Consider the following 25,780-nt stretch of genomic DNA (forward strand, 5'->3'; position numbering starts at 1 on the left):
GGAAGCCATTTTTCTCTGTATGCTTAAGAATGAAACCTTTCTGTAAAAGAGACGTATAAGTAACGACGAAAAAAAGGGAGGTAGGTATTTTTGAGAGAGCAGCCAAAAAACCAAATCAGTCCAGACGGATTAAAGGTTTGGCGACTTCAAGAGATCATCATATCCGCTGTTTGCTTGCTTATTGTCATTGCAGTTGCAGTGTTAAGCTATTATTTTCATTGGCCGTACTGGATCAGCGGCGTGCTCGGCGCAGTTTGGCTGCTGGGATCGATTGTGACGGTCTTTATCATTCCGAAGGTCCGTCATAAGGTGTGGCGATATGAAGTCCATGAACATGAAATAGATATTCAGTCAGGTATTTTTGTGGTGACACGTGTGATTGTTCCGATGGTCAGAGTTCAGCACGTCGATACGTCACAAGGGCCATTATTAAAAAAATACAACCTGGCAACCGTGAAAATTTCCACGGCCGCGACCGTTCATTCGATCCCCGCTTTAGAGATGGAGGAAGCGGATCGGCTGAGAGACTCCATTTCCCGTCTGGCGAGGGTGACTGACGATGATGTCTGAACCGAAACGCCTGCACCCGGCAGCAGTCATTTTGAATTTATGCCATACCATTATTCAAACAATAAAAAATATCATTCTGCCATTCTTTTTTGTGTATATTGTCAATTCAAACCATACTGTCCGTTTTTACGGAGCCATTGCGCTCGGTGTGCTATTCATCTGGCTTGTAGCGGCAAGCATTATCAAATGGAGAAGGTTTACCTATCGAATTGAAGATGATGAATTTAGAATCGAGGAAGGCTTATTTGTTACGAAAAAGCGATACATATCGATTGATCGGATTCAAACGATGAATACGAGCGCGGGCCTTGTCCAGCAAATCTTTAAGCTTGTGAAGCTGCAAATTGAAACAGCAGGCGGAGGCAAGGAGGCAGAAGCCGTTCTTTCTGCTATTTCTGTTGAAGAAGCCGAACGCATCAAAGAAGCTGTCTTTAAGAAAAAAGCGCAAAGACGAGAAAATGAACTTGATGAAGAACGGCTTGAAGCTGAAGAGGAGTTGGTTCCGGCCGTTGAGGTGCAAGAGCACTATCGCATGAACGCGAAAGAATTGCTCATGGCCGCTTCTACCTCCGGCGGAATCGGAGTCATTATCTCCGCTGTATTTGCACTTATTTCCCAGCTTGATGAAGTGCTGCCAATGGATTGGTTATTTGATAAATTTTCCTTCCTTCAGCACGCCAGCATCGGTATTTACGCGGTACTGATTTTTATCGGTTTATTTATCGCCTGGATTTTCAGCATCGCGGGCATGATGTTTAGATACGCGAACTTTCAAATCATAAAAAAAGAGCAGGAACTGGTGATTTCAAGGGGAATTATTGAAAAACATCAAGTCACGATTCCGTTGCGAAAAATACAAGCCATTAAAATCAAAGAAAATATCATTCGCCAGCTTTTCGGCTTTGTAACGGTGTCCATCGTCAGCGCAGGAGGCGGCGACCGGGAAAAAGAAGAAGGCGCTTTGACCATTCTCTTTCCAATGATTCATAAAAAAAAGCTTCCGTACATGCTCCGAACATTTACGCCGGAATATACGCTGGAAGAAAACTGCCGACGCCTGCCGCGGCGCGCGTTGAAACGCTATTTGTTCCGTTCTGTCATTTTTTCACTCTTTTTGATCATTCCGTTATGTATCTTCTTTCAGCCATGGGGCTATCTGTCAGTCATCCTGCTGCCGATAGAGTTGCTCTTCGGCTATCTCGCGTATAAAGAGGCTGCATGGACGATCAACGGGGACCGTCTTCAGCTGACGTCTAGATTTATAGGCAGAACAACCGCCATTGTACTGAAAAAACGAATGCAGGTCTGCAAGTTCAGCCAATCCTATTTCCAAAAGAAAGGCCGCTTGTATACCATTTCTACTTCAGTGAAATCATCGAGCCATATGGAAGAATTAACGGTGAGGGATGTAGGTGAAGAGGATGCAGCCTTCATTTTAAACTGGTACTCATATGAAAAAGCGGACGGTTAATACCGCCGCTCCAGCGTGTCGACAAACCCTCGCATTCGTTGTCAGGACTGCGCTTCGGTGCTCACGAATGAGAACATTCGCTCCGCTCCTATGCTCGTCCTTCCTAGACTTCAAGGGTTTTCAATCACGCTGAAAAGATGACAAAATCCTAAAATGAAAACCATTTTAGGATTTTGTCAACAATCTGAAGCGACGGTTAATACCGCCGCTCTTTTTTTTGCACGAATAAAAACGAAAGAAGAAACCCGCCGCATAGTCCAAACAGATGGGCCATCATGTTAATATTGGAGTTGATAAACGACATGAGAACGGCAAATGCGAGCAGTGTGATGATCATTTTGGAATGCTCCTGCCCTATTAGCTCATTGCGAAAAAGAACCATAAACAGGTACACGCCGAATAGCCCGAAAATGGCGCCTGAAGCACCGACATGCACGTAATCAAGCGGCTCTGTAATATAAGTGCCGATATTGCCGATGATGCCGGAGCCGGCGTATACAAGAAGGAAACGCGCTTTTCCCAGCATGCGTTCCAAAGCCGGGGCAAATAAAAAGATGGACATGGAATTAAACAGCAGATGTGTGAAACCGGCGTGCAGCAAAATCGGTGTGATCAGCCGCCACCATTCACCGTTTGCGACACCTAGATTATAGCCTGTGACGGTATCCCTCCATAACACGACTGAATGGGCAGGAAGTGAAAAAAACAGCCAGAGAACAGCTTGCAAAGCCAATATAAAGGTGACAACGGGGTAAAGCCTGATAAACGTTTGAAAATTTTCAGTCCGTATAAACATTCCGAGCCCCTTTTCTTCATTTTGGTATATCTATAGTAACACGTTTATGAGACAAACCATTTAAATAGTACGTACGCAAAGGAGGTTATCATACATGATTTACGGCATTGGGCTGGACATTACCGAGCTTAAACGGATCGCCTCTATGGCTGGACGCCAGAAAAGGTTTGCCGAGCGGATTTTGACGCGAAGCGAGCTTGACCAATACCATGAGCTTTCTGAGAAAAGAAAAATCGAATTTCTCGCGGGCAGATTCGCGGCAAAAGAAGCTTTCTCAAAAGCATTTGGCACCGGTATTGGGAGGCAGCTCAGCTTTCAGGACATTGAAATTAGGAAAGACCAAAATGGCAAGCCCTATATCATTTGCACGAAACTGAGCCAGGCCGCTGTTCACGTATCGATCACTCATACAAAAGAGTACGCTGCCGCGCAGGTTGTGATTGAAAGGTTGTCAAGCTAGTCTGCATATTAGGGAAACCCCACTCATATATTTGATAGTGCATTAAGGGAGACAAGTTGTTTGAGGCTTTTATGGTACGCATCTGTTCTGCCTAAACGTGTACCGAGCGTACCGTTAAAGTCAAACAAGCGATTTCTTCCTTTTACATCAATTGAGAAAAAGGGGTTGAAAAAGGTGAGAAAAAGCTTTGTTTTGCTTTTAACGGGACTGCTTGCTGTTCTTATTCTTTCTGCCTGCGGGCAAAAAACACAGCAAGATATTGTGGCCGGGTTAGATGAAAAGGCGAAAGAATACACCTCGTACAAAGCAAAAGCGAAAATGACCATCGAGACAGGGAGTGAGCCTCAAGTATACAATGTGGAAATCTGGCACAAAAAGCCGTCTCTGTACAGGGTTTATTTAGAAAATCCGAAAAAGGACCAAAATCAAGTCATTTTACGAAATGAAAACGGAGTATTCGTTCTCACGCCGTCTTTAAATAAGAGCTTCAGATTTCAAAGCGATTGGCCAAACAACAGCAGCCAGGTTTATCTGTTTGAATCGCTCGTAAAGGATGTTCAAAACGATTCGGATGCAGTTTTCACAGCGAAAGAAAAGAAATACGTATTCGAAACAAAAACAAACTATCAGCATAACAAAATGCTGCCGACGCAAGAAATCACATTTAACAAAAAAGATATGAGCCCGTCATCTGTCAAAGTGATGGATACCGACCGGAAAGTGATGGTCAAAGTAGAATTCAGCAGCTTTGAATTTAATAAACAATTTGATAAAGAATCATTTGATGAAAAGAAAAATATGACCCTTTCTCAAATGGATGTCGCCACAAGCGCGAAGCCTTCCGATACATTTGCGGTCAAAACGCCGCTGGAACTGCCGCTGGGCGTCAAGCTGCTTGAAGAAAAAGATATATCTACTGAAGACGGGAAGCGCATCATCATGACGTACGGAGGAGAAAAATCATTTACGTTAATTCAGGAAAAAGCCCAGATTGCCAAGGCTTCCTCCTCCGTTACGCTGAACGGCGAACCGGTAAATCTCGGCTACACCATCGGCGCCCTGTCGGATGCATCATTATCATGGACATATGACGGCGTAGATTACCTTCTCTCTTCTAAAGATCTTTCTAAAGAGGAAATGGTGACAGTAGCGAAAAGCATGCAGGGACAATCATCGAAATAACCGCCAAAGGCCAAACATGATTTGGCCTTTTTTTCGTTAGACATCGTTTCCCTTTAGCCTTTAATTTTAGTATGATATGTAAATGATATTGAATAAAAGCTAGGAAGTGTCGTAATGAGCACAAAACCTTTTTACAGAGATACGTGGGCGGAAATTGACTTGTCCGCGATAAAGGAAAATGTCAGCAATATGAAAAAACATATCGGTGAACATGTCCACTTGATGGCAGTTGTGAAAGCAAACGCCTACGGGCATGGTGATGCAGAAACAGCAAAGGCTGCTCTTGACGCAGGTGCTTCATGCTTGGCGGTGGCCATTTTGGATGAAGCGATTTCACTGCGCAAAAAGGGCTTGAAGGCGCCTATTTTGGTGCTTGGCGCGGTTCCCCCGGAGTATGTGGCAATCGCTGCTGAGTATGACGTGACCTTAACAGGTTATTCTGTTGAATGGCTTCAGGAGGCAGCCCGCCACACGAAAAAAGGTTCTCTTCATTTTCATCTAAAGGTCGATACGGGGATGAACAGGCTTGGTGTAAAAACAGAGGAAGAAGTTCAGAACGTGATGGCCATTCTTGACCGCAACCCTCGTTTAAAGTGCAAAGGGGTATTTACCCATTTTGCGACAGCGGATGAAAAAGAAAGAGGCTATTTCTTAATGCAGTTTGAGCGCTTTAAAGAGCTGATTGCTCCGCTGCCGTTAAAGAATCTGATGGTCCACTGCGCGAACAGCGCCGCCGGACTCCGGCTGAAAAAAGGCTTTTTTAATGCAGTAAGATTCGGCATCGGCATGTATGGCCTTCGCCCGTCTGCTGACATTTCGGACGAGATACCGTTTCAGCTGCGTCCGGCATTTACCCTGCATTCGACGCTGTCACATGTCAAACTGATCAGAAAAGGCGAGAGCGTCAGCTACGGAGCCGAGTACACAGCAGAAAAAGACACATGGATCGGGACGGTGCCTGTAGGCTATGCGGACGGCTGGCTCCGAAAATTGAAAGGGACTGACATCCTTGTGAAGGGAAAACGCTTGAAAATTGCCGGCAGAATTTGCATGGACCAATTTATGGTGGAGCTGGATCAGGAATATCCGCCGGGCACAAAAGTCACATTAATAGGCCGGCAGGGGGATGAATATATTTCCATGGATGAGATTGCAGGAAGGCTCGAAACCATTAACTATGAGGTGGCCTGTACAATAAGTTCCCGTGTTCCCCGTATGTTTTTGGAAAATGGGAGTATAATGGAAGTAAGAAATCCTTTATTGCAGGTAAATACAAGCAATTAACTTACCTAAATGGAGAATTCATAAAACAGCTTTGCTTGAAGAGTGAATAATGGTATCATTATCACTGGATGGATAAAAGAGTCGTATCCGTAAGTTTGGTGGAGGTGTATGTTTTTTGTCTGAATCCAGCGCAAGAACCGAAATGAAAATCAGCTTGCCCGAAAACCTAGTAGCTGAATTGGATGGTGTAGCGATGCGGGAGAAACGAAGCAGAAACGAACTGATATCACAAGCAGTGAGAGCGTATGTCAGCGAACGAACAACTCGTCACAACCGTGATTTGATGAGACGCGGCTATATGGAAATGGCGAAAATCAACCTGAATATTTCTTCTGAGGCTCACTTTGCGGAGTGCGAGGCTGAAACGACAGTTGAGCGCTTAGTCAGCGGAGGATAATCATTTGATTGTGAAACGCGGCGATGTTTATTTTGCTGATTTATCTCCTGTTGTTGGCTCAGAGCAAGGCGGGGTGCGCCCGGTTTTAGTGATCCAAAATGACATCGGAAATCGCTTCAGCCCAACTGCTATTGTTGCAGCCATAACAGCACAAATACAGAAAGCGAAATTACCAACCCACGTCGAAATCGATGCAAAACGCTACGGTTTTGAAAGAGATTCCGTTATTTTGCTGGAGCAAATTCGGACGATTGACAAGCAAAGGTTAACGGATAAGATTACTCATCTGGATGATGAAATGATGGATAAGGTTGATGAAGCCTTACAAATCAGTTTGGCACTCATTGATTTTTAGACATATTTGCAGGTTGCTCAAATAGAGCAACTTTTTTTGTTTTCAAAAAACATAAACGATATAATAGTGAAATAACGAAAAAATATGTTGTTTTTTATTGGGAGGTAAGCGAATTTGATGTCGAATCAGACTGTATACCAGTTCATTGCCGAAAATCAAAATGAACTGCTCCAACTGTGGACTGACACACTAAAAGAATTAAGCGAGCAAGAATCCTATCAGCTGACTGACCAAGTGTATGAAAATATATCTAAAGAATATATCGACATTCTGCTGCTGTCTGTTAAGGACGAAAACGCTGCTGAAAGCCAAATCAGCGAACTGGCGCTTCGAGCGGTCCAAATCGGACTGTCTATGAAGTTTTTGGCTACTGCACTTGCTGAATTCTGGAAGCGTCTCTACACGAAAATGAATGATAAGAGATTGCCAGATCAAGAGAGCACGGAATTAATCTGGCAGATTGATCGCTTTTTCAGCCCGATTAACACAGAAATTTTTAATCAATACTCAATCTCATGGGAAAAAACAGTATCTCTGCAAAAAATCGCGCTGCAAGAGCTGTCTGCGCCGCTTATCCCGGTGTTTGAAAATATCACTGTGATGCCTCTTGTCGGAACAATTGATACTGAACGCGCGAAACGAATTATGGAAAATCTTCTTAATGGCGTTGTCAAACACCGTTCCCAAGTCGTGCTGATTGACATTACAGGTGTCCCTGTCGTCGATACGATGGTTGCCCATCATATTATTCAGGCATCAGAAGCAGTAAGGCTTGTCGGAGCAAAATGCCTGCTGGCCGGAATCCGCCCGGAAATTGCTCAAACCATCGTCAATTTGGGGATTGATTTATCCCAAGTTATAACTAAGAATACCCTGCAAAAAGGAATTCAAACAGCATTGGAAATGACGGATCGAAAAATCGTTTCATTGGGGGAATAACATTTTGAGACATCCGAAAATCCCGATCTTGAAACTGTATAATTGCTTATTAGTATCCATTCAGTGGGAACTTGATGACCAAACAGCATTAACCTTTCAAGAAGACTTATTAAATAAAATATACGAAACAGGTGCTAACGGAGTCGTCATTGACCTGACATCTGTGGATATGATTGATTCATTTATCGCAAAAGTGCTGGGCGACGTCATTACAATGTCTAAGTTAATGGGGGCAAAAGTTGTCTTGACCGGCATTCAGCCCGCTGTGGCAGTGACGCTGATTGAACTTGGAATCGCACTTGAGGAAATCGAAACTGCGCTCGACTTAGAGCAGGGGCTTGAGACATTGAAGCGGGAATTGGGGGAATAGCGAATGAACGACCAATCCTGTGTAAGAATCATGACAGAATGGGATATTGTGGCCGCCAGACAGTTGGGACGAAACGTTGCGAAAGAACTGGGTTTCGGCACGGTAGACCAGGCTAGAATTACAACGGCTATTTCAGAATTAGCCAGGAATATTTATTTATATGCCGGTAAAGGGCAGATTGGAATTGAACAGGTCGCAGACAGAGGAAAAAAAGGCCTGAAAATTATAGCGGAAGACCAAGGGCCGGGAATTCCTGATATCCGAAAAGTCATGGAAGACGGGTTTTCAACGTCTGGAGGACTTGGTGCAGGACTTCCCGGGGTCAAAAGGCTGATGGATGAATTCAGCTTAAATTCCGTAGCGGGGGAAGGAACAGAGATACAAGCCATCAAATGGCTTCGGTAGGAGGTAAGAACGTGGATTTTAGGGAGGTTATTGAGCAGCGGTATCATCAGCTGCTTAGTCGATATATAGCCGAATTAACAGAAACATCTTTATATCAAGCCCAAAAATTCAGCCGAAAAACAATCGAGCACCAAATTCCTCCGGAAGAAATCATCAGCATTCACAGAAAAGTGCTGAAGGAGCTGTATCCAAGTCTCCCGGAAGATGTGTTTCATTCGCTGGATTTTTTAATAGAAGTCATGATTGGTTATGGAATGGCTTATCAGGAGCATCAAACCCTTAGAGGGATACAGCAGGAAATCAAATCAGAAATTGAAATCGCGGCAAATGTCCAGCAGACGCTGCTCGGAACTAAAGTTCCTCAGGAAGAAGCGCTGGATATCGGCGCCATCAGTGTTCCCGCTAAACAGATGAGCGGTGATTACTACCACTTTGTCAAAGACAAGGAATCCATCAATATCGCAATCGCGGACGTGATCGGAAAAGGCATTCCAGCGGCTTTATGCATGTCCATGATTAAATACGCGATGGACTCTTTGCCGGAAACGGGCATACACCCTTCTCAAGTGCTGAAAAATTTGAATCGTGTTGTTGAACAAAACGTTGATGCCAGTATGTTTATTACGATGTTTTATGCGAATTACAATATGGACAAGCATCAATTTACATATGCTTCAGCGGGACATGAACCGGGATTCTATTATTCTCAAAAAGACAACACGTTTTACGATTTAGAGGCCAAAGGACTCGTTCTCGGCATCTCGCAGGACTATGACTACAAACAATTCGATCAGCATCTGGAAAAGGGCGATATGATTGTTTTATTTTCTGACGGCGTCACAGAATGCAGAACGGAAAACGGTTTCTTGGAGCGTCCTGATCTGCAGAAGCTCATTGAGGAACATATGTGTTCCTCCGCGCAGGAAATGGTCAAAAACATTTATGACAGCCTCCTCAAATTGCAGGATTTTCAGCTTCACGATGATTTTACGTTAATTGTTTTGCGGAGAAAGGTTTAACGTCTGTCAGACCAGGGTATAAAGCAACTAGTGATTTGAAGGAAAATTTGAGGTGATACGAATGAATATAAATGTTGATGTGAAGCAAAACGAGAATGATATACAAGTAAACATTGCAGGAGAAATTGATGTATACTCAGCCCCGGTGCTTAGAGAGAAGCTCGTTCCTCTGGCAGAACAAGGAGCTGACTTAAGAATTTGCCTGAAAGATGTCAGCTACATGGACAGTACCGGATTGGGCGTTTTTGTAGGGACCTTTAAAATGGTGAAAAAACAAGGCGGTTCGCTGAAACTTGAAAATCTTTCTGAACGGCTGATCCGACTGTTTGACATTACAGGCTTGAAGGACATCATTGATATTTCTGCAAAGTCAGAAGGTGGAGTGCAATGAAGAATAACGCTGATTACATCGAAATGAAAGTGCCGGCCCAACCTGAATATGTGGGAATTATAAGACTGACGCTGTCAGGGGTCGCAAGCAGAATGGGCTATACGTACGATGAAATTGAAGACTTGAAAATCGCAGTCAGCGAGGCGTGCACAAATGCGGTCCAGCACGCTTACAAAGAAGATAAAAATGGGGAAGTGTCAATACGATTCGGTGTGTTTGAAGACCGTTTAGAGGTTATTGTGGCGGATGAAGGAGACAGCTTTGACTTTGATCAAAAGCAGCAGGATCTAGGGCCGTACACACCTTCGCACACAGTTGATCAATTATCAGAAGGAGGGCTCGGTCTATATTTAATGGAAACGCTCATGGATGAAGTCAGAGTGCAAAACCACTCCGGCGTCACCGTAGCGATGACAAAGTATTTAAATGGGGAGCGAGTTGATCATGACACAACCATCAAAAACTACGAAACTAACTAAAGATGAAGTCGATCGGCTCATAAGCGATTACCAAACAAAGCAAGATGAACAGGCGCAGGAAACGCTTGTGCGGGTGTATACAAATCTGGTTGATATGCTTGCGAAAAAATATTCAAAAGGCAAAAGCTTCCACGAGGATCTCCGCCAGGTCGGCATGATCGGGTTGCTAGGCGCGATTAAGCGATACGATCCTGTTGTCGGCAAATCGTTTGAAGCTTTTGCAATTCCGACAATCATCGGTGAAATTAAACGTTTCCTCAGAGATAAAACATGGAGCGTTCATGTGCCGAGACGAATTAAAGAACTGGGTCCAAGAATCAAAATGGCGGTTGATCAGCTGACCACTGAAACACAAAGATCGCCGAAAGTCGAAGAGATTGCCGAATTCCTCGATGTTTCTGAAGAAGAGGTTCTTGAAACGATGGAAATGGGCAAAAGCTATCAAGCTTTATCCGTTGACCACAGCATTGAAGCGGATTCGGACGGAAGCACCGTCACGATTCTTGATATCGTCGGATCACAGGAGGACGGATATGAGCGGGTCAACCAGCAATTGATGCTGCAAAGCGTGCTTCATGTCCTTTCAGATCGTGAAAAACAAATCATAGACCTTACGTATATTCAAAACAAAAGCCAAAAAGAAACTGGGGACATTCTCGGTATATCTCAAATGCACGTCTCGCGCTTGCAACGCAAAGCTGTGAAGAAGCTCAGAGAGGCCTTGATTGAAGATCCCTCGATGGAGTTAATGTAATGATCCAGGTTGAAGAAAACGAGCATATTCAAACTCTAGTATATCAACTGAATAAAGAAGGGAAATCGATTTGCGGTGACAGCTTTTTTATGAAAGCTGATGATAAGGAGTTAATTTGCGCGGTTGCTGACGGACTGGGAAGTGGATCACTTGCTAACGAATCTTCTGCAGCCATCAAAGACTTAGTGGAAAACTATGCGAATGAAGACGTAGAAAGCATTATCGAACGCTGTAATCAGGCGATGAAAAACAAAAGAGGCGCTACAGCATCTATCCTGAAAATCAATTTTGAGCAAAGGCAGTTTACGTACTGCTCTGTCGGAAATGTACGGTTTATTCTGCATTCCCCGTCTGGTGAAAGCTTTTATCCTCTGCCGATTTCGGGCTATTTATCAGGCAAGCCGCAAAAATACAAAACGCACACCGCCACCTATGAAAAGGGTTCAAAGTTCATTATACATACAGATGGACTCAACGTACCTGATATCCGCTCCCACTTGAAAAAAGGCCAATCGGTAGAAGAAATATCGAATTCGCTGAAAATGTATACGACATCGAGAAAAGATGACCTGACCTATATTCTCGGACAGCTGTCCTAGAGAATAAGAACAAGAAGAAGCCGGAATACCGGCTTCTTTTTTTATGTGTTTTTTTCGGTTTTTGATACACTAGAGAAAGAACGACAAAATTGGAGGCTTAGGTTACATGGAAACGTCAGCCCTTTTAAAACAGCAAATTGCGAAAGAAATAGGTTTATCACAAAAACACGTTGAAAGTGTCATCCGCTTGCTTGAGGACGGCAATACAGTCCCGTTTATTGCCCGGTATCGAAAAGAGCAGACGGGTTCAATGGATGAGGTTCAGATTCAGACGATTTCTGAACGCTGGCAATACATACAAAACCTGAATCAGCGAAAAGAAGAAGTCATCAGGCTGATTGCAGAGCAGGATAAACTGACAGATGATCTAAAACGTAAAATCGAGAAATCGGTGAAGCTTCAGGAAGTGGAAGACCTTTACCGCCCTTATAAGCAAAAGCGTAAAACAAAGGCGACAGTCGCCAAAAGCAAAGGCCTTGAGCCGCTTGCCGACTATATCCTGACACTTCCCCAAGATGATCGTCTGGCAGCAACTGCAGACCAATACATCAGCGAAGAAAAAGAAGTGTTCACACGAGAAGAAGCGATTGAAGGCGCCAAGCACATTATTGCGGAACAAATCTCAGACGAGCCGACCTTCAGAAAGTGGATTCGCCAGGAAACCTTCAAAAGAGGAACCATTAAGTCTGCAGCCGGAAAGTCGGCAGACACCGATGAGAAAAATGTGTATGAAATGTATTACGAGTATGAAGAGCCAATTGCAAAAGTTGTTCCGCATAGGGTGCTGGCAATGAACCGCGGCGAAAAAGAAGACATTTTAAAGGTAGCGATTGAACCGCCTGCGGATCACATTAAGGCGTATTTAGAAAAACAAATCTTCAAAAATCGCTCAACATCCGTAAGAGAGATTTTGCAGGAGACAATTGAAGACAGCTATAAAAGGCTGATCCAGCCGGCAATCGAGCGTGAAATCAGGAAAGAGCTCTCAGAAAAAGCTGATGAACAGGCGATTCATATTTTCTCAGAGAACTTGAGAAAGCTTCTTTTGCAGCCGCCGATGAAAGGCAAAACTGTTCTCGGTGTTGACCCAGCCTTTCGAACTGGCTGTAAGCTCGCTGTATCAGATGAGACCGGAAAAGTCTTGAAAATTGATGTGATCTATCCGCATGCGCCAGTCAACAAAACAAAAGAAGCCCATGAAAAAGTGAAAAAGATTCTTGAGCAGTATCAAGTCGAGATGGTGGCGATCGGAAACGGCACAGCATCCAGAGAAACAGAGCAATTCATCATCAATGTACTCAAAGACATGCCGCGCAAAATTTATTATGTGATCGTCAATGAAGCGGGAGCAAGCGTCTATTCGGCTTCAGAGCTTGCCAGAGAAGAATTCCCTGACCTTAAGGTTGAAGAGCGCAGTGCCGTATCTATTGCGCGAAGGCTTCAAGACCCGCTCGCGGAGCTCGTTAAGATCGATCCGAAGTCTGTTGGTGTCGGACAGTATCAGCATGACGTCAGCCAAAAACACTTAAATGAATCTCTGCGGTTTGTCGTCGAAACGGTCGTAAACCAGGTTGGAGTAAACGTCAACACAGCCTCCGCCGCGCTGCTTCAATATGTAGCTGGATTATCGAAGTCTGTAGCAGGCAACGTTGTCAAAAAACGCGAGGAAATCGGAAAGTTTTCAAATCGAAAAGAACTGAAGGACATCCCAAGGCTCGGTGCGAAAACCTATGAACAATGTATCGGTTTCTTAAGAGTGCAGGAAGGGACAGAGCCTTTGGATAGAACTGGCATTCACCCGGAAAGCTATAAAGAAACAAAAGCGCTTTTGAAAAAACTCGGACTTTCAACAGAACATATCGGCACGGCGGAATTGAAGGACAAAATCAATCAGCTGGCGCTTTCTGAAACGGCAAAAGAGCTGGGAATCGGCGAAATCACTCTGAAAGACATTTGTGAACAGCTGACAAGGCCGGAACGCGATCCGCGCGATGAGGTGCCTAAGCCTTTGCTGAAAACAGACGTCCTTCAGCTGGAAGATTTGAAAGAGGGAATGGAACTGCAGGGCACCGTGCGCAATGTAGTGGACTTCGGAGCGTTTGTTGATATTGGAGTCAAACAAGACGGGCTTGTGCATATCTCAAAACTGAGCAATCAATTCGTCAAGCATCCTCTTGATGTCGTATCTGTGGGCGATATCGTGACAGTTTGGGTTGACGGCGTAGATGTACAAAAAGGCAGAGTATCGCTGTCTATGGTAAAATAAAAGCACTGCTTACGAGCAGTGTTTTTTCCTATAGAAATACCAGCATTGATTCAGCAGTTTAATTTGGTAATTATCTTTTTCAAGGAACGCTTTTTGCATCTGCTTTTTAAGCCAATTTGGCATAGGCTCATTCCTCCTCAGCTTTTATCATAAGAGGGACGGTGATTACCATATTGTATGCGAACGGTGAATTGTCCCGTTCAATGTTTTTTAAGTGAGGTGCACTATGGATAATATAGAGCTTCAAAAGCTGACAGAGGATATTTCTAAAACGTATTTTAAAAAGCCGTTCCGCCATCAGGCGCTTTTTAATGACAGGCTTAAAACCACGGGCGGAAGGTACCTGTTAACCTCTCATAACATTGAATTGAACAGAAAATATCTGATTGAACACGGCAGGGAGGAGCTGATCGGCATCATCAAGCACGAGCTCTGCCATTATCATCTTCACCTTGAAGGAAAAGGGTACAAGCACAGAGACAGAGATTTTAGAATGCTTTTGCAGCAAGTCAACGCGCCGAGGTTCTGTACACCCCTTAAGAAAAAAGCGGAAAACAAAAAAACTTATATGTATATCTGTACGGCCTGCGGCCAACAGTATATAAAGAAGCGCGCCATGAACCCTGACAGATACAGGTGCGGAAAATGCCGCGGAAAAATAAAAAGAATTTTTTCGTGAAAAAGGTTGACGAATATGGCAAGCCTATGTTACATTATAAAAGTCGTTACGAGAGATAAATAAAAACATTTACCTCTTGACACTGTAAATCAAGGCTGATATAATAAGTCTTGTCTCATTATTCCACAGTAGCTCAGTGGTAGAGCTATCGGCTGTTAACCGATCGGTCGCAGGTTCGAATCCTGCCTGTGGAGCCATATTGGAGAAGTACTCAAGTGGCTGAAGAGGCGCCCCTGCTAAGGGTGTAGGTCGCGTAAGCGGCGCGAGGGTTCAAATCCCTCCTTCTCCGCCATAAGATTTCGATATAAGTTCTCAACCATCGGCCCGTTGGTCAAGCGGTTAAGACACCGCCCTTTCACGGCGGTAACACGGGTTCGAATCCCGTACGGGTCATTCCATTTCGTTGGGCTATAGCCAAGCGGTAAGGCAACGGACTTTGACTCCGTCATGCGTTGGTTCGAATCCAGCTAGCCCAGCCATTTTTATTTTTTTGAAATCTAATAGTAAGAGCCATTAGCTCAGTTGGTAGAGCATCTGACTTTTAATCAGAGGGTCGAAGGTTCGAGTCCTTCATGGCTCACCATTTGTCTTTTTGCGGGTGTGGCGGAATTGGCAGACGCGCTAGACTTAGGATCTAGTGTCTTACGACGTGGGGGTTCGAGTCCCTTCACCCGCACTTTATTTACAAAGTGCACGCAAATCGGTTTTACTAGGTTAAGAGCCTACTAAACCAGCACAAACACAATTTAATGATCACGCGGTCGTGGCGGAATGGCAGACGCGCTAGGTTGAGGGCCTAGTGGGTGAATAACCCGTGGAGGTTCAAGTCCTCTCGGCCGCATCAATGATACCAAGGGTTGTAGACCTTTGGTATTTTTTTATGCTCTCTTATAATTTTAAGGTTTACTCCTTTTTACCCACTTGTTAGAATAATGCATCCAGCTTATCAGCAGTTTCTTTTTGTTTATTGGAAAAGAGATGCAAGAAAAATCAGTTGTTGTTCTGATGGGAGCATGTCCAAGTCGTTCTTTTATTGTGATATAATCTTCTCTTTGATCAATTAACAATTTGACATGGGAATACTTTAGCTGTGAAGTCAGGTTGGTTAAACTCCTTCTCAATTTAAGAACCGCTACTATAAAATCATGTGAATAGCAAAGAGGGACTTGTTTATTAAAGAGAGAATGTGAAGGGAACGAATAGGAAAACATCTATTCATTTGATAGGTAATTATGAAAAAAGAGATTATCTTAATTACTGAGTACTAGGAAAATACATGATGTAAATATATGTCAATGAGCTATATAGAATGGTTCCAAGTTACGATGCGATTGTCGTCCATATAAGGTCACTAAAATTAGAGAAAGTCTATACAAACTCTAAAAAGATTCAAAGGTGATTGTGTAAAGTTTAAAATCTTTTTGTGGGGAGATCTTTTGCGTTTTCCACCCGTACTTGTTTATTTAGCTTTCTATCCCCCTAAACTAGATATTCTTAGTCCAATATTGATAAAAAGAATGGGCGATCTTCCTCTATAACTTCCTTAAACGGACACCATTCTCGTAACTCTACCTTCTATCAGTCGCGTTCCCAATAACCTGGTTAGATGAGCAGGTTATTTTATTTCAACTGATGAATTAATGAAGCTGTACTTTGCTCTCTTTTTTTCTTTTGAATAGATTGCACAGAGTAAAACCTATACCATTAACCCCTGCATATGGTAGCAATTCACTTTTCTGCTCCATATTCATACACCTGGGTTAATTACGGCTACTTTGGTACGCCTCCAAACCTCTGATCTAATTTGTACGATATAACCTAAATAAAAATGGCTATAAAGAAGCTGCCCTTAAAAATTTTAAGGACAGCAAGATGATATAAACTTCACTATAAATTAACAAATAAACAAACTTATGTTACTTCTGCCTAAACAGCCAATACTCACATTGGATTGAATTTTATTACTCTTAGGTATATCGGTGTCATAAAGTTTCTGAAGTGAAAGAACTTTTTTCATAATGCTATACCTCCAGTTTATTCATTTGATTGTGAAATAGTAAAACCTAATGGAAATCTTCATTAAAAACCACCTACGGAAGTACAAGCGTATAGACTTACTGAGCTGCCTTGACCACCCTCACAAATAAAAATACTGAGAACTGACTTTTTATCAGGGCTGTCACTTTTTTTCGTTGATAATTTTTGAAGTGCCAAAATTTTATCAGACATTATAACACCTCCTTTTTGATTATGATTTTGTAAAAAAAGTGAAAATTTTCACTTTTATCCATTGTAATATTTCCCATAGGGTATTACAATATAAATAACTTAAATTTCCTAAAAAAGAAATAGAAAGGTAATGAGTCATGGATAATATATGTAAACTTAGTTTTCAATTAGGAAAATCAAAAGTGAATTCATTAGGTAGCGCATCTATTATCATATACAAAGATGAATTCTTTGTTGCTACTGCAGCTCATTGCCTATACGATGTAGGCAGTAATGAAATAGCTAAAAACATATCAATAGAAGTAGAGAACTGTGGAATGAAAGAATCATATGATGTACTAAATATAGTAATACCTGAAAAATGGATTAGTACTCATAGGTTAACTTATGACTATGCTTTTGGATGGATTAAATTGCCTGAAAGCATGAGGAATGTTGCTTTTATTCCTAACTTTGATTTAAGTGGGATGATAGAAGAGCATAATAAAGCGGTTACATTAGCAGGCTACCCAATTTCATTTTTTAAATCTCAGAAGAAATACTCTAAAGGAGATTTAGATTTAACTCTTTTTAAAGAAGAGCAGCTTATTGGAATGAGATCCAAACTTAAACATGGGATATCTGGCGGTCCTTGGTTTTTTGAAAGTAATAATGAAAAATTCCAGATTGGTGTTACATCTGCTAGGATTAAAAGTTTCAAAAATATGGTTTGGGCGTCTATTTGGACTAAAGATACAGAAAGAATACTAAACAAGTTATTGACAAGTGAGATGCAAGAAAAAATTATTCTAGCCTAAAGTGAGGGATTTTGATGGATTTAAGATATGTTGAGTTTTTGAGCCCAGGCAATTTATTTTATGAATTGGTAACACCGAATAAAATAGTAAACAATTATCGTATCCCTAGCTTAAATTCTGAAGAGTGGCAACAAAACACGGATATTAATTGGAGTTATTGTATTAACACAAAGAAAAAGATGCCCAAACAAGGATGGAAAATACATATCACTACAGATATTGATGAGGCACAAAAGACTTTAGATATTGTCCTTCCATATCTCATAGAAAATGAAATATCCTTTAAATTTGTTCCTAATGAAAGGCAATTATTATTCAAAAACTCTAAAAACGGAGACAGAGCATCTTCGGGTAAATTCATTACAATCTATCCTTATGATAACAAGACTTTTCTAACATTACTTTCAGATTTAGATAATCTGACTAAAGCTTTAAAAAAAGGTCCTTATATATTGAATGATAAACGCTGGAAGTATTCAAATGTCTTCTTTCGTTATGGAGCATTTGTATCTATGTATGTGAATAAAGATGGACAAAATGTTCCAGCAATTCAGCGACCTGATGGCACATTAATTCCAGATGTCCGTGCTCCATATTATGAAGTTCCTGACTTTGTTGAAGAACCTGTTGAAATACAAATCATGACTAAAAAAGTTGATGCAGAACTTGATAAAGAAGACACATCGAAGTTTGATTCATACAATGTTATTTCTGCACTGCATTTTAGCAATGGTGGTGGAGTATATAAAGTTGAAAAAAACGGGAAAACGTTTGTTATGAAAGAAGGAAGACTTGGTTCAGGTTTGGATCGGTTGAAACTAGATGGTTTTAAACGAATTTATAAAGAGGCTGAAACAATAAAGCAATTAAGTGAGAAGCCTTACATAGTTGATTTTTACGATTACTTTGAGATTTGGGAAAATAACTATTTGATTGAAGAACATGTATCAGGAATTTCTCTTATGGAATATGTATCTCAAAACTTTCCGTTTTCATATAAAGAAGATAAAGATATTTATATGGAACGCATGATGCATGTGATAGATCAGTTGATTGATGCTTTAAAAGATCTTCATAGAAGTAAGATTGCACTCGGAGACTTACAGCCAAATAATGTATTGGTATTAGAGGATTACTCAATCAAATTAATAGACCTAGAAACTGCTGTAACTCCCGAAAGCAAATACACCCCCGCCTTAATGACTCCTGGTTACGTTACGGATCAAGCAGAAACTTTTGAGCAAGCAGATTGGTATGCATTACTTAGAATTTGCAGGTTTTTATTTTTACCGATAGAAAATTTATCTGATCTGTCAATTGATATTGAAATAAATCAAGATAAATGGATTGGAGAGAATTTTGGGGATGAAGTTTTAAATAAAATTCAAGAAATTCAAGAGAAGACATTACCAACCATCAGGAAATTAAGTAAAGCTGCTACTTTAACAATTCCACCAATGAAAATAAACTACAAGAATGTTAATGAAATAACTGAAGGTTTGCGAGCTGGAATTATGAGTCATTTAAAACCTAAGTCAGAAAGTTTAATATCCGGAGATATCAGGCAATTCATTGAAAAAATGGGCAGTCTATCAATCGCTAATGGAGGATTTGGGGGAATAATGGCCTTGGATAGAACAGGGACTCTATCCGATTCAGTTTATCAATGGGTTGATCATGTATTGGAGACAATATTGAATTTAGACACGGAAACATATAAAAATTTCCCGCTCGGTTTATTTAATGGTATCTCAGGCATATTGTCCGTTTTATACGATATTGGATATAAAGAAGAAGCAATTAAACTGTTAGAGACAATGCCTTTTCCAGATACTGAAGATTCAGATTTAACACTGTTTTCTGGATTATCGGGAATTGGATTAAACTACCTGGCGTTTTATAGCATTACTCAGAAAAAAGACTTTCTAGATCGCTCTATAAAAATAGGAAATAGAATAATAGATGCCTATAAAGAAGACTGCTCCATCACTGTAAGGGATCCTTATGCAATGCCGTATGGCTTGTTAAATGGCTGGTCTGGAATCAGCTTGTATATTCTAATGTTAGGCAAGGCGACAAATGACAATGACTTAATAAAGCTGGCTAGCGAAATTTTCAATAAAGAAATAAGCAAAAACATTGAAATTGATTCTAAATTAGAATTAGCACAAATAAAAGAATATTCATTGGGCTATAAAAGGTTGATACCATATCTTGGTGAAGGTGCAGCTGGGATTGCATTAATTATGCTGGAATTCAATAAAAATCTTCCTGATTTTATGACAGAAAGTAATACTGAACTATTCAAAAAACTAACTAATGTTACAGACTTATATAGCACATTTGCAAGTGGCATCTTTCGAGGTGTGGGAGGAATGATTATTCTTGCGAATGCAATGAAATGTGCAGGGGTAAATACAGGCTCATTAGAATATACCATTAAAGCACTCGGGAATTATCTCCTGTATAAGAAACACGAAGGAATTTTAAGTCCAGGAGAGTATGGTTACCGACTATCTTTAGACTTACAAACAGGAAACAGCGGATTACTACTTGCTCTTTCTGATATAGATAGTGATAAATGGAGTAGTTGGTTACCGTTACCTAAAAACAATAATCTGAATCTCTTTGAAATAGACAAGTTCATTAAAGGAGGTGAAACAAATGAAAAAGCTATTATCACTTCAGCACAAAGCACTTGATAAAGAGGTTACTCTATTAAAAGGCAGATCATCAGTAAGCTTAGGCTGCGATAAGATCAGTACAGTAAGTTTGTATTTCTGCGGTAACTAAAGGTTACCCTCTGTTTATACTAAAGGAGGTGAAATAAATGAAAAAGCTATTATCACTTCAGCACAAAGCACTTGATAAAGAGGTTACTCTATTAAAAGGCAAGTCATCAGTAAGCTTAGGCTGCGATAAGATCAGTACAGTAAGTTTGTATTTCTGTGCTAACTAAGATTACTCACTGTTTAGACTAAAGGAGGTGAAATAAATGAAAAAGCTATTATCACTTCAGCATAAAGCACTTGATAAAGAGGTTACTCTATTAAAAGGCAGATCATCAGTAAGCTTAGGCTGCGATAAGATCAGTACAGTAAGTTTGTATTTCTGTGCTAACTAAGATTACTTACTGTTTAGACTAAAGGAGGTGAAATAAATGAAAAAGCTATTATCACTTCAGCACAAAGCACTTGATAAAGAAGTTACTCTATTAAAAGGCAAATCATCAGTAAGCTTAGGCTGCGATAAGATCAGTACAGTAAGTTTGTATTTCTGTGGTAACTAAGATTACTACTGTTTAGACTAAAGAGGAGGTAAAACAAATGAAAAAATTATTATCACTTCAGCATAAAGCACTTGATAAAGAGGTTACTCTATTAAAAGGCAGATCATCAGTAAGCTTAGGCTGCGATAAGATCAGTACAGTTAGTTTGTATTTCTGTGGTAACTAATGATTTTGGACAACCCTACTTAAAGAAAAGAGAGGGGATCATCCTCTCTTTTCTTTGTATTACCCAAAAAGTAAATACAATAAACTATCTAAAAAATATAAAAGGAGTTGGATGAAATGTCAAGAGGAAAGCAAATCAGTAATATCCTGAAATTGCAGAGCTTGGAGAGTGGTTCAGCGTATAATGCAGGGGCGACAGGTACCGTAGAAGGCCAATCACTATCTTTTTATAGTATAGCTTTTTGTGCTACCCCTCTTCCTGTCAGCGCAGTGAGTGCAGCTTTTTGCAACTAACTAATCAATTGAAAGGGTTGTAAATATGGATTTGCGATATTTAAATTATCTTAGTTCGACAAACAATTCTTTTTACACAAAGCCGGATATCCCTAATAGGGAGTCGGCTTTGTATATTTCTAATATACCTAATAACTATGAAACTATAAAAGAAAATCATTGGATTCATATCATGAATAAAGATTATGAACTTCCAATGCAAGGTTGGAAAATTCATATAAGTACTACAATAGATTCTGCAGAAAAAACATTAGAAATTGTATCAAATATATTGTTCGCTTATAAAGTCTCTTTTAAATATGTTAAAAGTTTATGGGAACTAAGTATTAAAAATTCAAAGTATAGCGACAGATCTTCTGCAGGTAAGTTTATTACGATTTTCCCGTCAAATGAAGAAGTATTTCTAAATTTGTTGAAAATATTAAGCAGGCAGCTAGACACTCTTCCTAAAGGTCCTTATATTTTAACAGACAAAAGATGGTACGACAGTAATGTTTACTTTAGATATGGTGCATTTATTGGCATGTATTTTTATGAAGATAATAAAAAGGTATATGCTATTCAAAGTCCTTCTGGTGACTTAGTTGAAGACTCAAGAAGTCCTCATTATTCTATACCCGAATTTATCACTGAACCTGCTCCAATAAGAGAGATGGATAATAAATTAGAAAACGAGTTAGCTGAACCTACTCCATTAGATGATATAGAGGTTATCCATGCAATTCATTATAGTAATGGAGGGGGAGTCTACTTAGCCCTAGATAAACTAGACAAAAAAGTTATCCTTAAGGAAGGAAGACCAAATATCGGATTAGACAGTCTTGGAATTGATGCCTTTACAAGAATAAAAAATGAAGCGATAATTTTGGAAAAACTTGAAGGGACGCACTATCCCGTAAAAATATATGATTTTTTTAAGGCTTGGGAACATCATTTTATTATAGAAGAATATATTGAAGGCACATCACTTAGAACTTGGCTTGCAACAAAATATCCTTTTTATACGAATGAACCAAATAAGGAATATCAATATCTAAAATCAGCATTAAATATTTTGGATCAATTAATAGATGCTCTAACTGAAATTCATAATCACGGAATAGGGATAGGAGATTTACAGCCCTCAAATATTATTATTACACCTGAAGAAAATATACGATTGATAGACTTTGAAACTGCTAGTTTTATTAATGATAGTGTACCATCAGGTTTAAAAACATTTGGTTTTACTGGCGGGCCTAATTTGACTAGAAAACAAGCGGATTGGTTTGCATTACTAAGAATATCGAGATATTTATTTTTGCCTATTGGTCCAGTTCAAGATATTTCTTCAAAAATTTTAGAGATACATGATAGATATATTGAAAATTATTTTGGCTCCGAAGCTATAAAAATAATTAATAAAATACAAAATATATGTTCACGAGTTCAGGCAAATCCAGCTAAAGATTTACTGAATTATGAATATAAATATAAACATATTAAAGAAATGACACTAAATGAAATGAAGATATCACTTCAAAATAATATAATAAAAAATATGTTTGTTGATGAAAGGGTAATCTCAGGAGATATTAGACAGTATGAATTAAACAATGGATTATTTAATATCTTAACTGGCGGTTTTGGAGCTGTATTAGCCTTTAATAGAACAAATATTCAAAATGAAAAATTAAACGAATGGGTAGGTAATCAATCTTTAGACGATTTATTGAAGATGGAAAATGGACTTTTGACTGGCAAGGCTGGAATAGCCACTAGTTTATGGGAATCAGGTTATTTTGACAAAGCAAAACATCTTTTTGATAGCATTAATCATTTTAAAAATAACAGTGATATAACATTATCATCTGGACTATCTGGAATCGGTTTAGCTTTTTTAGGCCTTTCATATGAAAAAGACTCTATCAAATATCTTAACAAATCTATAGAAATTGCAAACCGGCTAGAGGAATTATTAGAAAAAGACGTTTCAATCGTTCCTTATGATATGGATATAATACCTCGTGGTCTTATCAATGGGTGGTCAGGTGTTTCACTCTTTTATTCTTGTTTATATAAAAGAACTAAAAATCCTAAATGGCTTATTTTATCGAAAAGATCTATTGAAAAAGACTTGATCACTGGTAAATTTGATGATTACGGAGCTTATCAATTAGAAGATATATCAAGAGTAGTTCCTTATTTAGATGGTGGAAGTGCTGGTGTTGGGTTCGCATTAATTGAATTGAATTTACTTTTAAAGGACGATTTATGGAGAGAGGAATTAGAAGGGATTTACAAAATCGTAAAATCAAAGTGTTTTTACAATTGTGGGTTATTTCGAGGTACTGCTGGGATAATCGCTGCTAGTAATGCAATTGATAAATATTATAACCGGGGTATAAATGCTGATAATTTGAAAACTTTAGATCTACACCTCTTTAAAGGAAAGGTCGAAATATATACTCCTGGAGACTTTGGGTATCGTTTATCAAATGATATATTTTCCGGTTCATTAGGATTGTTGCTCGTAATACAAGGTATTATAAACAATACTAATTATATGTGGCTCCCTGTGATGAACATCAAAAAAGTATTTGAGTCTAACTCTTAATTATTTATCTCCCTCAATTAAGAGTGTAGGTAGAAACTTTTCTAATATTTTTTTGAATATGGATATCCGAAGTAAAAAAGGAGATTATTATGAGACCTAAAAACCCCTTATTCTTTTTATTATGTAAAATAAAACTTCCATTATTATTAATTTTGTTTGCTATTTCTATTTCATCTATAGGCAGCATTAGTGGTTTGTTTATACCTCTATTTACAGGTAAGGTTGTTGATAAATTTTCTGAGAACACCTTTGATTGGAGATTTATAGTAATTTTTTTATGCATGTTTTTAATTAACGCGATCTTGAGTGGTATTGGGTTATATTTGCTCAGTAAAATTGGTGAAAAAATGATTATGGCAATTCGTTTTATGCTCTGGGAACATATAATCAAATTAAAAACCTCTTTCTTTGATAATAATGAGAGTGGTTCAATAATGAGTCGTATCACAGACGACACCAATGTTATCAACGCTTTTGTATCTCAAAAATTACCCAATATAATACCTTCTATAATCACTATTTTAGGCTCTGTTATCATTTTATTAAGAATGGATTGGCAAATGACTCTTATAACTCTTATTATAGTGCCTATATTTTTAGCAATAATTATCCCTTTAGGCGGAATGGTAAGGAAAATCTCAAAAAAAGCACAATCCGAAGTCGCAAGCTTTAGTGGTTTATTAGGGCGTGTCTTAACAGAAATACGTCTTGTAAAGATATCTAATACAGAAAATCAAGAATTGAAAAATGCTTATAACAACCTTTTTGAAATATATAAATTAGGGTTAAAAGAGTCTAAGATCATTTCAATTATACAACCTTTAACTAGCCTCATCCTTTTACTGACTATAGGAATTATTCTGGGATTTGGCGGTATAAGAGTCTCAACGGGTGTAATATCTGCTGGCACCCTAGTAGCTATGATTTTCTATGTCATACAATTATCAGGCCCTTTGACTAATTTTTCAACGTTACTTACAGACTATCAGCGTGCGATAGGAGCTAGCCAAAGATTAAGTGAAATTCTACTTGAGCACAAAGAAGAGCTAGAGTCCAATAAGAATGCTTTAGATATTGATTTCAGCAATCAAAATTTGAAATTTTCAGAAGTAAGTTTCAAATATGATGATAAACCGATTTTGAATGAAATAACTTTTGATATCCCAAGTAGAAAGGTTACTGCTTTTGTAGGACCGTCTGGTTCTGGTAAAAGTACTATTTTCAATTTAATTGCACGTTTGTATGAATTACCCCCAAGTAATGGGAGCATATCACTCGAAGGAATACCGATTAACGAATTTAACTTATCAGATTGGCGGAATAAAATTGGATATGTAATGCAAACCAACGCAATGATAAATGGCACCGTAAAAGATAATATTACTTATGGAATCAAAAGAGAAATTAGTGAAGATGAAATTATTAAGTATTCTAAATTGTCTAATTGCCATGAATTTGTTATGTTGTTAGATAAAGGTTATAGCACAATAATTGGCGAAAAAGGAGTGAAGTTGTCAGGAGGTCAGCGTCAACGAATTGATATTGCAAGAAACTTTATTAAAGATCCTGATATTCTATTATTGGATGAGGCAACAGCAAGTTTGGACAGTGAGAGTGAGAGAAAAATACAGAATTCACTAGAAGAATTAATGAAAAATAGAACTACAGTAATAATAGCTCACAGATTAGCAACAATTAAAAAAGCAGATCAAATCATTTTCTTAGATCAAGGAGTGATTACTGGTAAAGGAACTCATGACCAATTAATGCTTACTCATGAAAAGTACAGGCGATTTGTGTCAGCCCAAAAATTGGCTAACTAACTAAATTACGAGCTCGCCCCTTTAATCTATTTATTAGTAAATTTAATATCATCATCTAAATCATTTATGTTAAATGAATTAAGATACCTTACAAATTTAGTGTAATCTTAACAATGTAAGATGAGGAATACTTTTTGCATTAGTTAAACTGAAAAGCAGCTAATTATTCGG

The 25,780-nt window shown here is 39.3% G+C and carries 30 protein-coding genes, 7 tRNA genes and 1 pseudogene; 33 read left to right on the top strand and 5 right to left on the bottom strand.

All coding sequences use genetic code 11. The annotated features are described in order from the left end of the window. Nucleotides 1–90: 90 nt before the first annotated feature. The gene (locus AC07VD_RS17915; RefSeq protein WP_003234318.1) at nucleotides 91–570 is read left to right on the top strand and encodes a PH domain-containing protein; all 480 of its coding nucleotides are present in this window, start codon (nucleotides 91–93) and stop codon (nucleotides 568–570) included. Next, the gene (locus tag AC07VD_RS17920) at nucleotides 560–2,041 is read left to right on the top strand and encodes a PH domain-containing protein (protein ID WP_041340222.1); all 1,482 of its coding nucleotides are present in this window, start codon (nucleotides 560–562) and stop codon (nucleotides 2,039–2,041) included. The genes AC07VD_RS17915 and AC07VD_RS17920 overlap by 11 nt, the downstream gene beginning before the upstream one ends. 196 nt (nucleotides 2,042–2,237) lie before the next feature. Here AC07VD_RS17920 and AC07VD_RS17925 read toward each other — a convergent pair whose 3' ends face one another. After that, nucleotides 2,238–2,837, bottom strand: coding sequence for a rhomboid family intramembrane serine protease (locus tag AC07VD_RS17925; RefSeq protein ID WP_124060063.1), 600 nt, complete (start codon nucleotides 2,835–2,837; stop codon nucleotides 2,238–2,240). A gap of 94 nt (nucleotides 2,838–2,931) precedes the next feature. On the opposite strand from AC07VD_RS17925, the gene acpS reads away from it, so the two are divergent. The 14 genes from acpS (at nucleotide 2,932) to AC07VD_RS17995 (ending at nucleotide 13,737) form a co-directional block, all read left to right on the top strand. Continuing rightward, complete coding sequence (acpS, locus tag AC07VD_RS17930) at nucleotides 2,932–3,297, top strand: holo-ACP synthase (RefSeq protein ID WP_014475874.1); 366 nt, start codon at nucleotides 2,932–2,934, stop codon at nucleotides 3,295–3,297. 165 nt (nucleotides 3,298–3,462) lie between these two features. Next, the gene (locus AC07VD_RS17935) at nucleotides 3,463–4,479 is read left to right on the top strand and encodes a LolA family protein (protein ID WP_003234282.1); all 1,017 of its coding nucleotides are present in this window, start codon (nucleotides 3,463–3,465) and stop codon (nucleotides 4,477–4,479) included. A 114-nt stretch (nucleotides 4,480–4,593) separates the two neighbouring features. After that, nucleotides 4,594–5,763, top strand: a complete 1,170-nt coding sequence (alr, locus tag AC07VD_RS17940) for an alanine racemase (protein WP_015252766.1) — start codon at nucleotides 4,594–4,596, stop codon at nucleotides 5,761–5,763. Nucleotides 5,764–5,878: 115 nt separating this feature from the next. Then, on the top strand, nucleotides 5,879–6,160 hold the full coding sequence (endB, locus tag AC07VD_RS17945; protein ID WP_003225183.1) for a type II toxin-antitoxin system antitoxin EndoAI: 282 nt from the start codon (nucleotides 5,879–5,881) through the stop codon (nucleotides 6,158–6,160). Nucleotides 6,161–6,164: 4 nt separating this feature from the next. Then, nucleotides 6,165–6,515: a type II toxin-antitoxin system endoribonuclease NdoA gene (gene ndoA / locus AC07VD_RS17950; protein ID WP_003156187.1), complete on the top strand. Its 351-nt coding sequence runs from the start codon at nucleotides 6,165–6,167 to the stop codon at nucleotides 6,513–6,515. 114 nt (nucleotides 6,516–6,629) lie between these two features. Next, entirely contained in the window at nucleotides 6,630–7,454 is an 825-nt protein-coding gene (gene rsbRA, locus AC07VD_RS17955; protein WP_009966610.1) for an RsbT co-antagonist protein RsbRA, read from the top strand. Between the two features lie 4 nt (nucleotides 7,455–7,458). After that, the gene (rsbS, locus tag AC07VD_RS17960; RefSeq protein WP_003225190.1) at nucleotides 7,459–7,824 is read left to right on the top strand and encodes an RsbT antagonist protein RsbS; all 366 of its coding nucleotides are present in this window, start codon (nucleotides 7,459–7,461) and stop codon (nucleotides 7,822–7,824) included. Between the two features lie 3 nt (nucleotides 7,825–7,827). Beyond that, nucleotides 7,828–8,229, top strand: coding sequence for a serine/threonine-protein kinase RsbT (gene rsbT, locus AC07VD_RS17965; RefSeq protein WP_003246640.1), 402 nt, complete (start codon nucleotides 7,828–7,830; stop codon nucleotides 8,227–8,229). 11 nt (nucleotides 8,230–8,240) lie between these two features. Further along, nucleotides 8,241–9,248: a phosphoserine phosphatase RsbU gene (rsbU, locus tag AC07VD_RS17970; protein ID WP_003234295.1), complete on the top strand. Its 1,008-nt coding sequence runs from the start codon at nucleotides 8,241–8,243 to the stop codon at nucleotides 9,246–9,248. Nucleotides 9,249–9,309: 61 nt separating this feature from the next. Next, nucleotides 9,310–9,639: an anti-sigma factor antagonist RsbV gene (rsbV, locus tag AC07VD_RS17975; protein ID WP_003234298.1), complete on the top strand. Its 330-nt coding sequence runs from the start codon at nucleotides 9,310–9,312 to the stop codon at nucleotides 9,637–9,639. Next, nucleotides 9,636–10,118: an anti-sigma B factor RsbW gene (rsbW, locus tag AC07VD_RS17980; protein ID WP_003234299.1), complete on the top strand. Its 483-nt coding sequence runs from the start codon at nucleotides 9,636–9,638 to the stop codon at nucleotides 10,116–10,118. The genes rsbV and rsbW overlap by 4 nt, the downstream gene beginning before the upstream one ends. Beyond that, on the top strand, nucleotides 10,084–10,872 hold the full coding sequence (gene sigB, locus AC07VD_RS17985; RefSeq protein WP_003246715.1) for an RNA polymerase sigma factor SigB: 789 nt from the start codon (nucleotides 10,084–10,086) through the stop codon (nucleotides 10,870–10,872). The genes rsbW and sigB overlap by 35 nt, the downstream gene beginning before the upstream one ends. Beyond that, nucleotides 10,872–11,471, top strand: a complete 600-nt coding sequence (gene rsbX, locus AC07VD_RS17990; protein ID WP_003234303.1) for a phosphoserine phosphatase RsbX — start codon at nucleotides 10,872–10,874, stop codon at nucleotides 11,469–11,471. The genes sigB and rsbX overlap by 1 nt, the downstream gene beginning before the upstream one ends. Nucleotides 11,472–11,577: 106 nt before the next feature. Further along, on the top strand, nucleotides 11,578–13,737 hold the full coding sequence (locus AC07VD_RS17995) for a Tex family protein (protein WP_124060062.1): 2,160 nt from the start codon (nucleotides 11,578–11,580) through the stop codon (nucleotides 13,735–13,737). Nucleotides 13,738–13,746: 9 nt separating this feature from the next. Here the strand turns inward: AC07VD_RS17995 and cmpA are convergent, their stop codons facing one another. Beyond that, nucleotides 13,747–13,860 (bottom strand): cortex morphogenetic protein CmpA, encoded by a 114-nt coding sequence (gene cmpA, locus AC07VD_RS18000; protein WP_003225207.1) that lies wholly within the window; start codon nucleotides 13,858–13,860, stop codon nucleotides 13,747–13,749. A gap of 103 nt (nucleotides 13,861–13,963) precedes the next feature. Here cmpA and AC07VD_RS18005 point away from each other — a divergent pair, with 103 nt between their 5' ends. From AC07VD_RS18005 to AC07VD_RS18040, 8 genes are all read left to right on the top strand, one after another. Beyond that, the gene (locus AC07VD_RS18005; protein ID WP_003234309.1) at nucleotides 13,964–14,416 is read left to right on the top strand and encodes a SprT family protein; all 453 of its coding nucleotides are present in this window, start codon (nucleotides 13,964–13,966) and stop codon (nucleotides 14,414–14,416) included. Between the two features lie 122 nt (nucleotides 14,417–14,538). Continuing rightward, nucleotides 14,539–14,613, top strand: a tRNA-Asn gene (locus tag AC07VD_RS18010). A gap of 4 nt (nucleotides 14,614–14,617) precedes the next feature. Then, nucleotides 14,618–14,708: transfer RNA gene (locus AC07VD_RS18015), tRNA-Ser, on the top strand. Nucleotides 14,709–14,737: 29 nt separating this feature from the next. Further along, nucleotides 14,738–14,809, top strand: a tRNA-Glu gene (locus tag AC07VD_RS18020). Nucleotides 14,810–14,820: 11 nt separating this feature from the next. Next, nucleotides 14,821–14,895 (top strand) — tRNA-Gln (locus tag AC07VD_RS18025). A 28-nt stretch (nucleotides 14,896–14,923) separates the two neighbouring features. Then, nucleotides 14,924–14,999: transfer RNA gene (locus tag AC07VD_RS18030), tRNA-Lys, on the top strand. An 11-nt stretch (nucleotides 15,000–15,010) separates the two neighbouring features. Next, nucleotides 15,011–15,092: transfer RNA gene (locus tag AC07VD_RS18035), tRNA-Leu, on the top strand. Nucleotides 15,093–15,173: 81 nt separating this feature from the next. After that, nucleotides 15,174–15,257 (top strand) — tRNA-Leu (locus AC07VD_RS18040). Between the two features lie 83 nt (nucleotides 15,258–15,340). Here AC07VD_RS18040 and AC07VD_RS18045 read toward each other — a convergent pair. The 3 genes and pseudogenes from AC07VD_RS18045 to AC07VD_RS18055 form a co-directional block, all read right to left on the bottom strand. Then, a pseudogene (locus AC07VD_RS18045) lies at nucleotides 15,341–15,501 on the bottom strand (tyrosine-type recombinase/integrase); the annotation flags it as partial. 809 nt (nucleotides 15,502–16,310) lie between these two features. After that, the gene (locus tag AC07VD_RS18050; protein ID WP_187290709.1) at nucleotides 16,311–16,433 is read right to left on the bottom strand and encodes a class III lanthipeptide; all 123 of its coding nucleotides are present in this window, start codon (nucleotides 16,431–16,433) and stop codon (nucleotides 16,311–16,313) included. Between the two features lie 62 nt (nucleotides 16,434–16,495). Continuing rightward, nucleotides 16,496–16,645 (bottom strand): hypothetical protein, encoded by a 150-nt coding sequence (locus AC07VD_RS18055; protein ID WP_154304909.1) that lies wholly within the window; start codon nucleotides 16,643–16,645, stop codon nucleotides 16,496–16,498. A gap of 182 nt (nucleotides 16,646–16,827) precedes the next feature. Here AC07VD_RS18055 and AC07VD_RS18060 point away from each other — a divergent pair, with 182 nt between their 5' ends. The 9 genes from AC07VD_RS18060 (at nucleotide 16,828) to AC07VD_RS18100 (ending at nucleotide 25,609) form a co-directional block, all read left to right on the top strand. Continuing rightward, nucleotides 16,828–17,442, top strand: a complete 615-nt coding sequence (locus AC07VD_RS18060) for a trypsin-like serine peptidase (protein WP_236822440.1) — start codon at nucleotides 16,828–16,830, stop codon at nucleotides 17,440–17,442. A 14-nt stretch (nucleotides 17,443–17,456) separates the two neighbouring features. Further along, nucleotides 17,457–20,144, top strand: a complete 2,688-nt coding sequence (gene lanKC, locus AC07VD_RS18065; RefSeq protein ID WP_494721900.1) for a class III lanthionine synthetase LanKC — start codon at nucleotides 17,457–17,459, stop codon at nucleotides 20,142–20,144. Continuing rightward, nucleotides 20,107–20,235, top strand: a complete 129-nt coding sequence (locus AC07VD_RS18070) for a class III lanthipeptide (RefSeq protein ID WP_187290710.1) — start codon at nucleotides 20,107–20,109, stop codon at nucleotides 20,233–20,235. The genes lanKC (AC07VD_RS18065) and AC07VD_RS18070 overlap by 38 nt, the downstream gene beginning before the upstream one ends. A gap of 37 nt (nucleotides 20,236–20,272) precedes the next feature. After that, the gene (locus tag AC07VD_RS18075) at nucleotides 20,273–20,401 is read left to right on the top strand and encodes a class III lanthipeptide (protein ID WP_187290711.1); all 129 of its coding nucleotides are present in this window, start codon (nucleotides 20,273–20,275) and stop codon (nucleotides 20,399–20,401) included. A 36-nt stretch (nucleotides 20,402–20,437) separates the two neighbouring features. After that, the gene (locus AC07VD_RS18080) at nucleotides 20,438–20,566 is read left to right on the top strand and encodes a class III lanthipeptide (protein ID WP_198511543.1); all 129 of its coding nucleotides are present in this window, start codon (nucleotides 20,438–20,440) and stop codon (nucleotides 20,564–20,566) included. Between the two features lie 36 nt (nucleotides 20,567–20,602). Beyond that, nucleotides 20,603–20,731 (top strand): class III lanthipeptide, encoded by a 129-nt coding sequence (locus tag AC07VD_RS18085; protein WP_187290712.1) that lies wholly within the window; start codon nucleotides 20,603–20,605, stop codon nucleotides 20,729–20,731. Between the two features lie 37 nt (nucleotides 20,732–20,768). Further along, the gene (locus AC07VD_RS18090) at nucleotides 20,769–20,897 is read left to right on the top strand and encodes a class III lanthipeptide (RefSeq protein ID WP_187290710.1); all 129 of its coding nucleotides are present in this window, start codon (nucleotides 20,769–20,771) and stop codon (nucleotides 20,895–20,897) included. A 318-nt stretch (nucleotides 20,898–21,215) separates the two neighbouring features. After that, on the top strand, nucleotides 21,216–23,786 hold the full coding sequence (gene lanKC / locus AC07VD_RS18095; RefSeq protein ID WP_124060060.1) for a class III lanthionine synthetase LanKC: 2,571 nt from the start codon (nucleotides 21,216–21,218) through the stop codon (nucleotides 23,784–23,786). An 89-nt stretch (nucleotides 23,787–23,875) separates the two neighbouring features. Next, complete coding sequence (locus AC07VD_RS18100) at nucleotides 23,876–25,609, top strand: ABC transporter ATP-binding protein (protein ID WP_088325336.1); 1,734 nt, start codon at nucleotides 23,876–23,878, stop codon at nucleotides 25,607–25,609. The last annotated feature ends 171 nt before the right edge of the window (nucleotides 25,610–25,780 follow it).

It is taken from the genome of Bacillus sp. GW821-FHT01G09 (assembly GCF_059422205.1).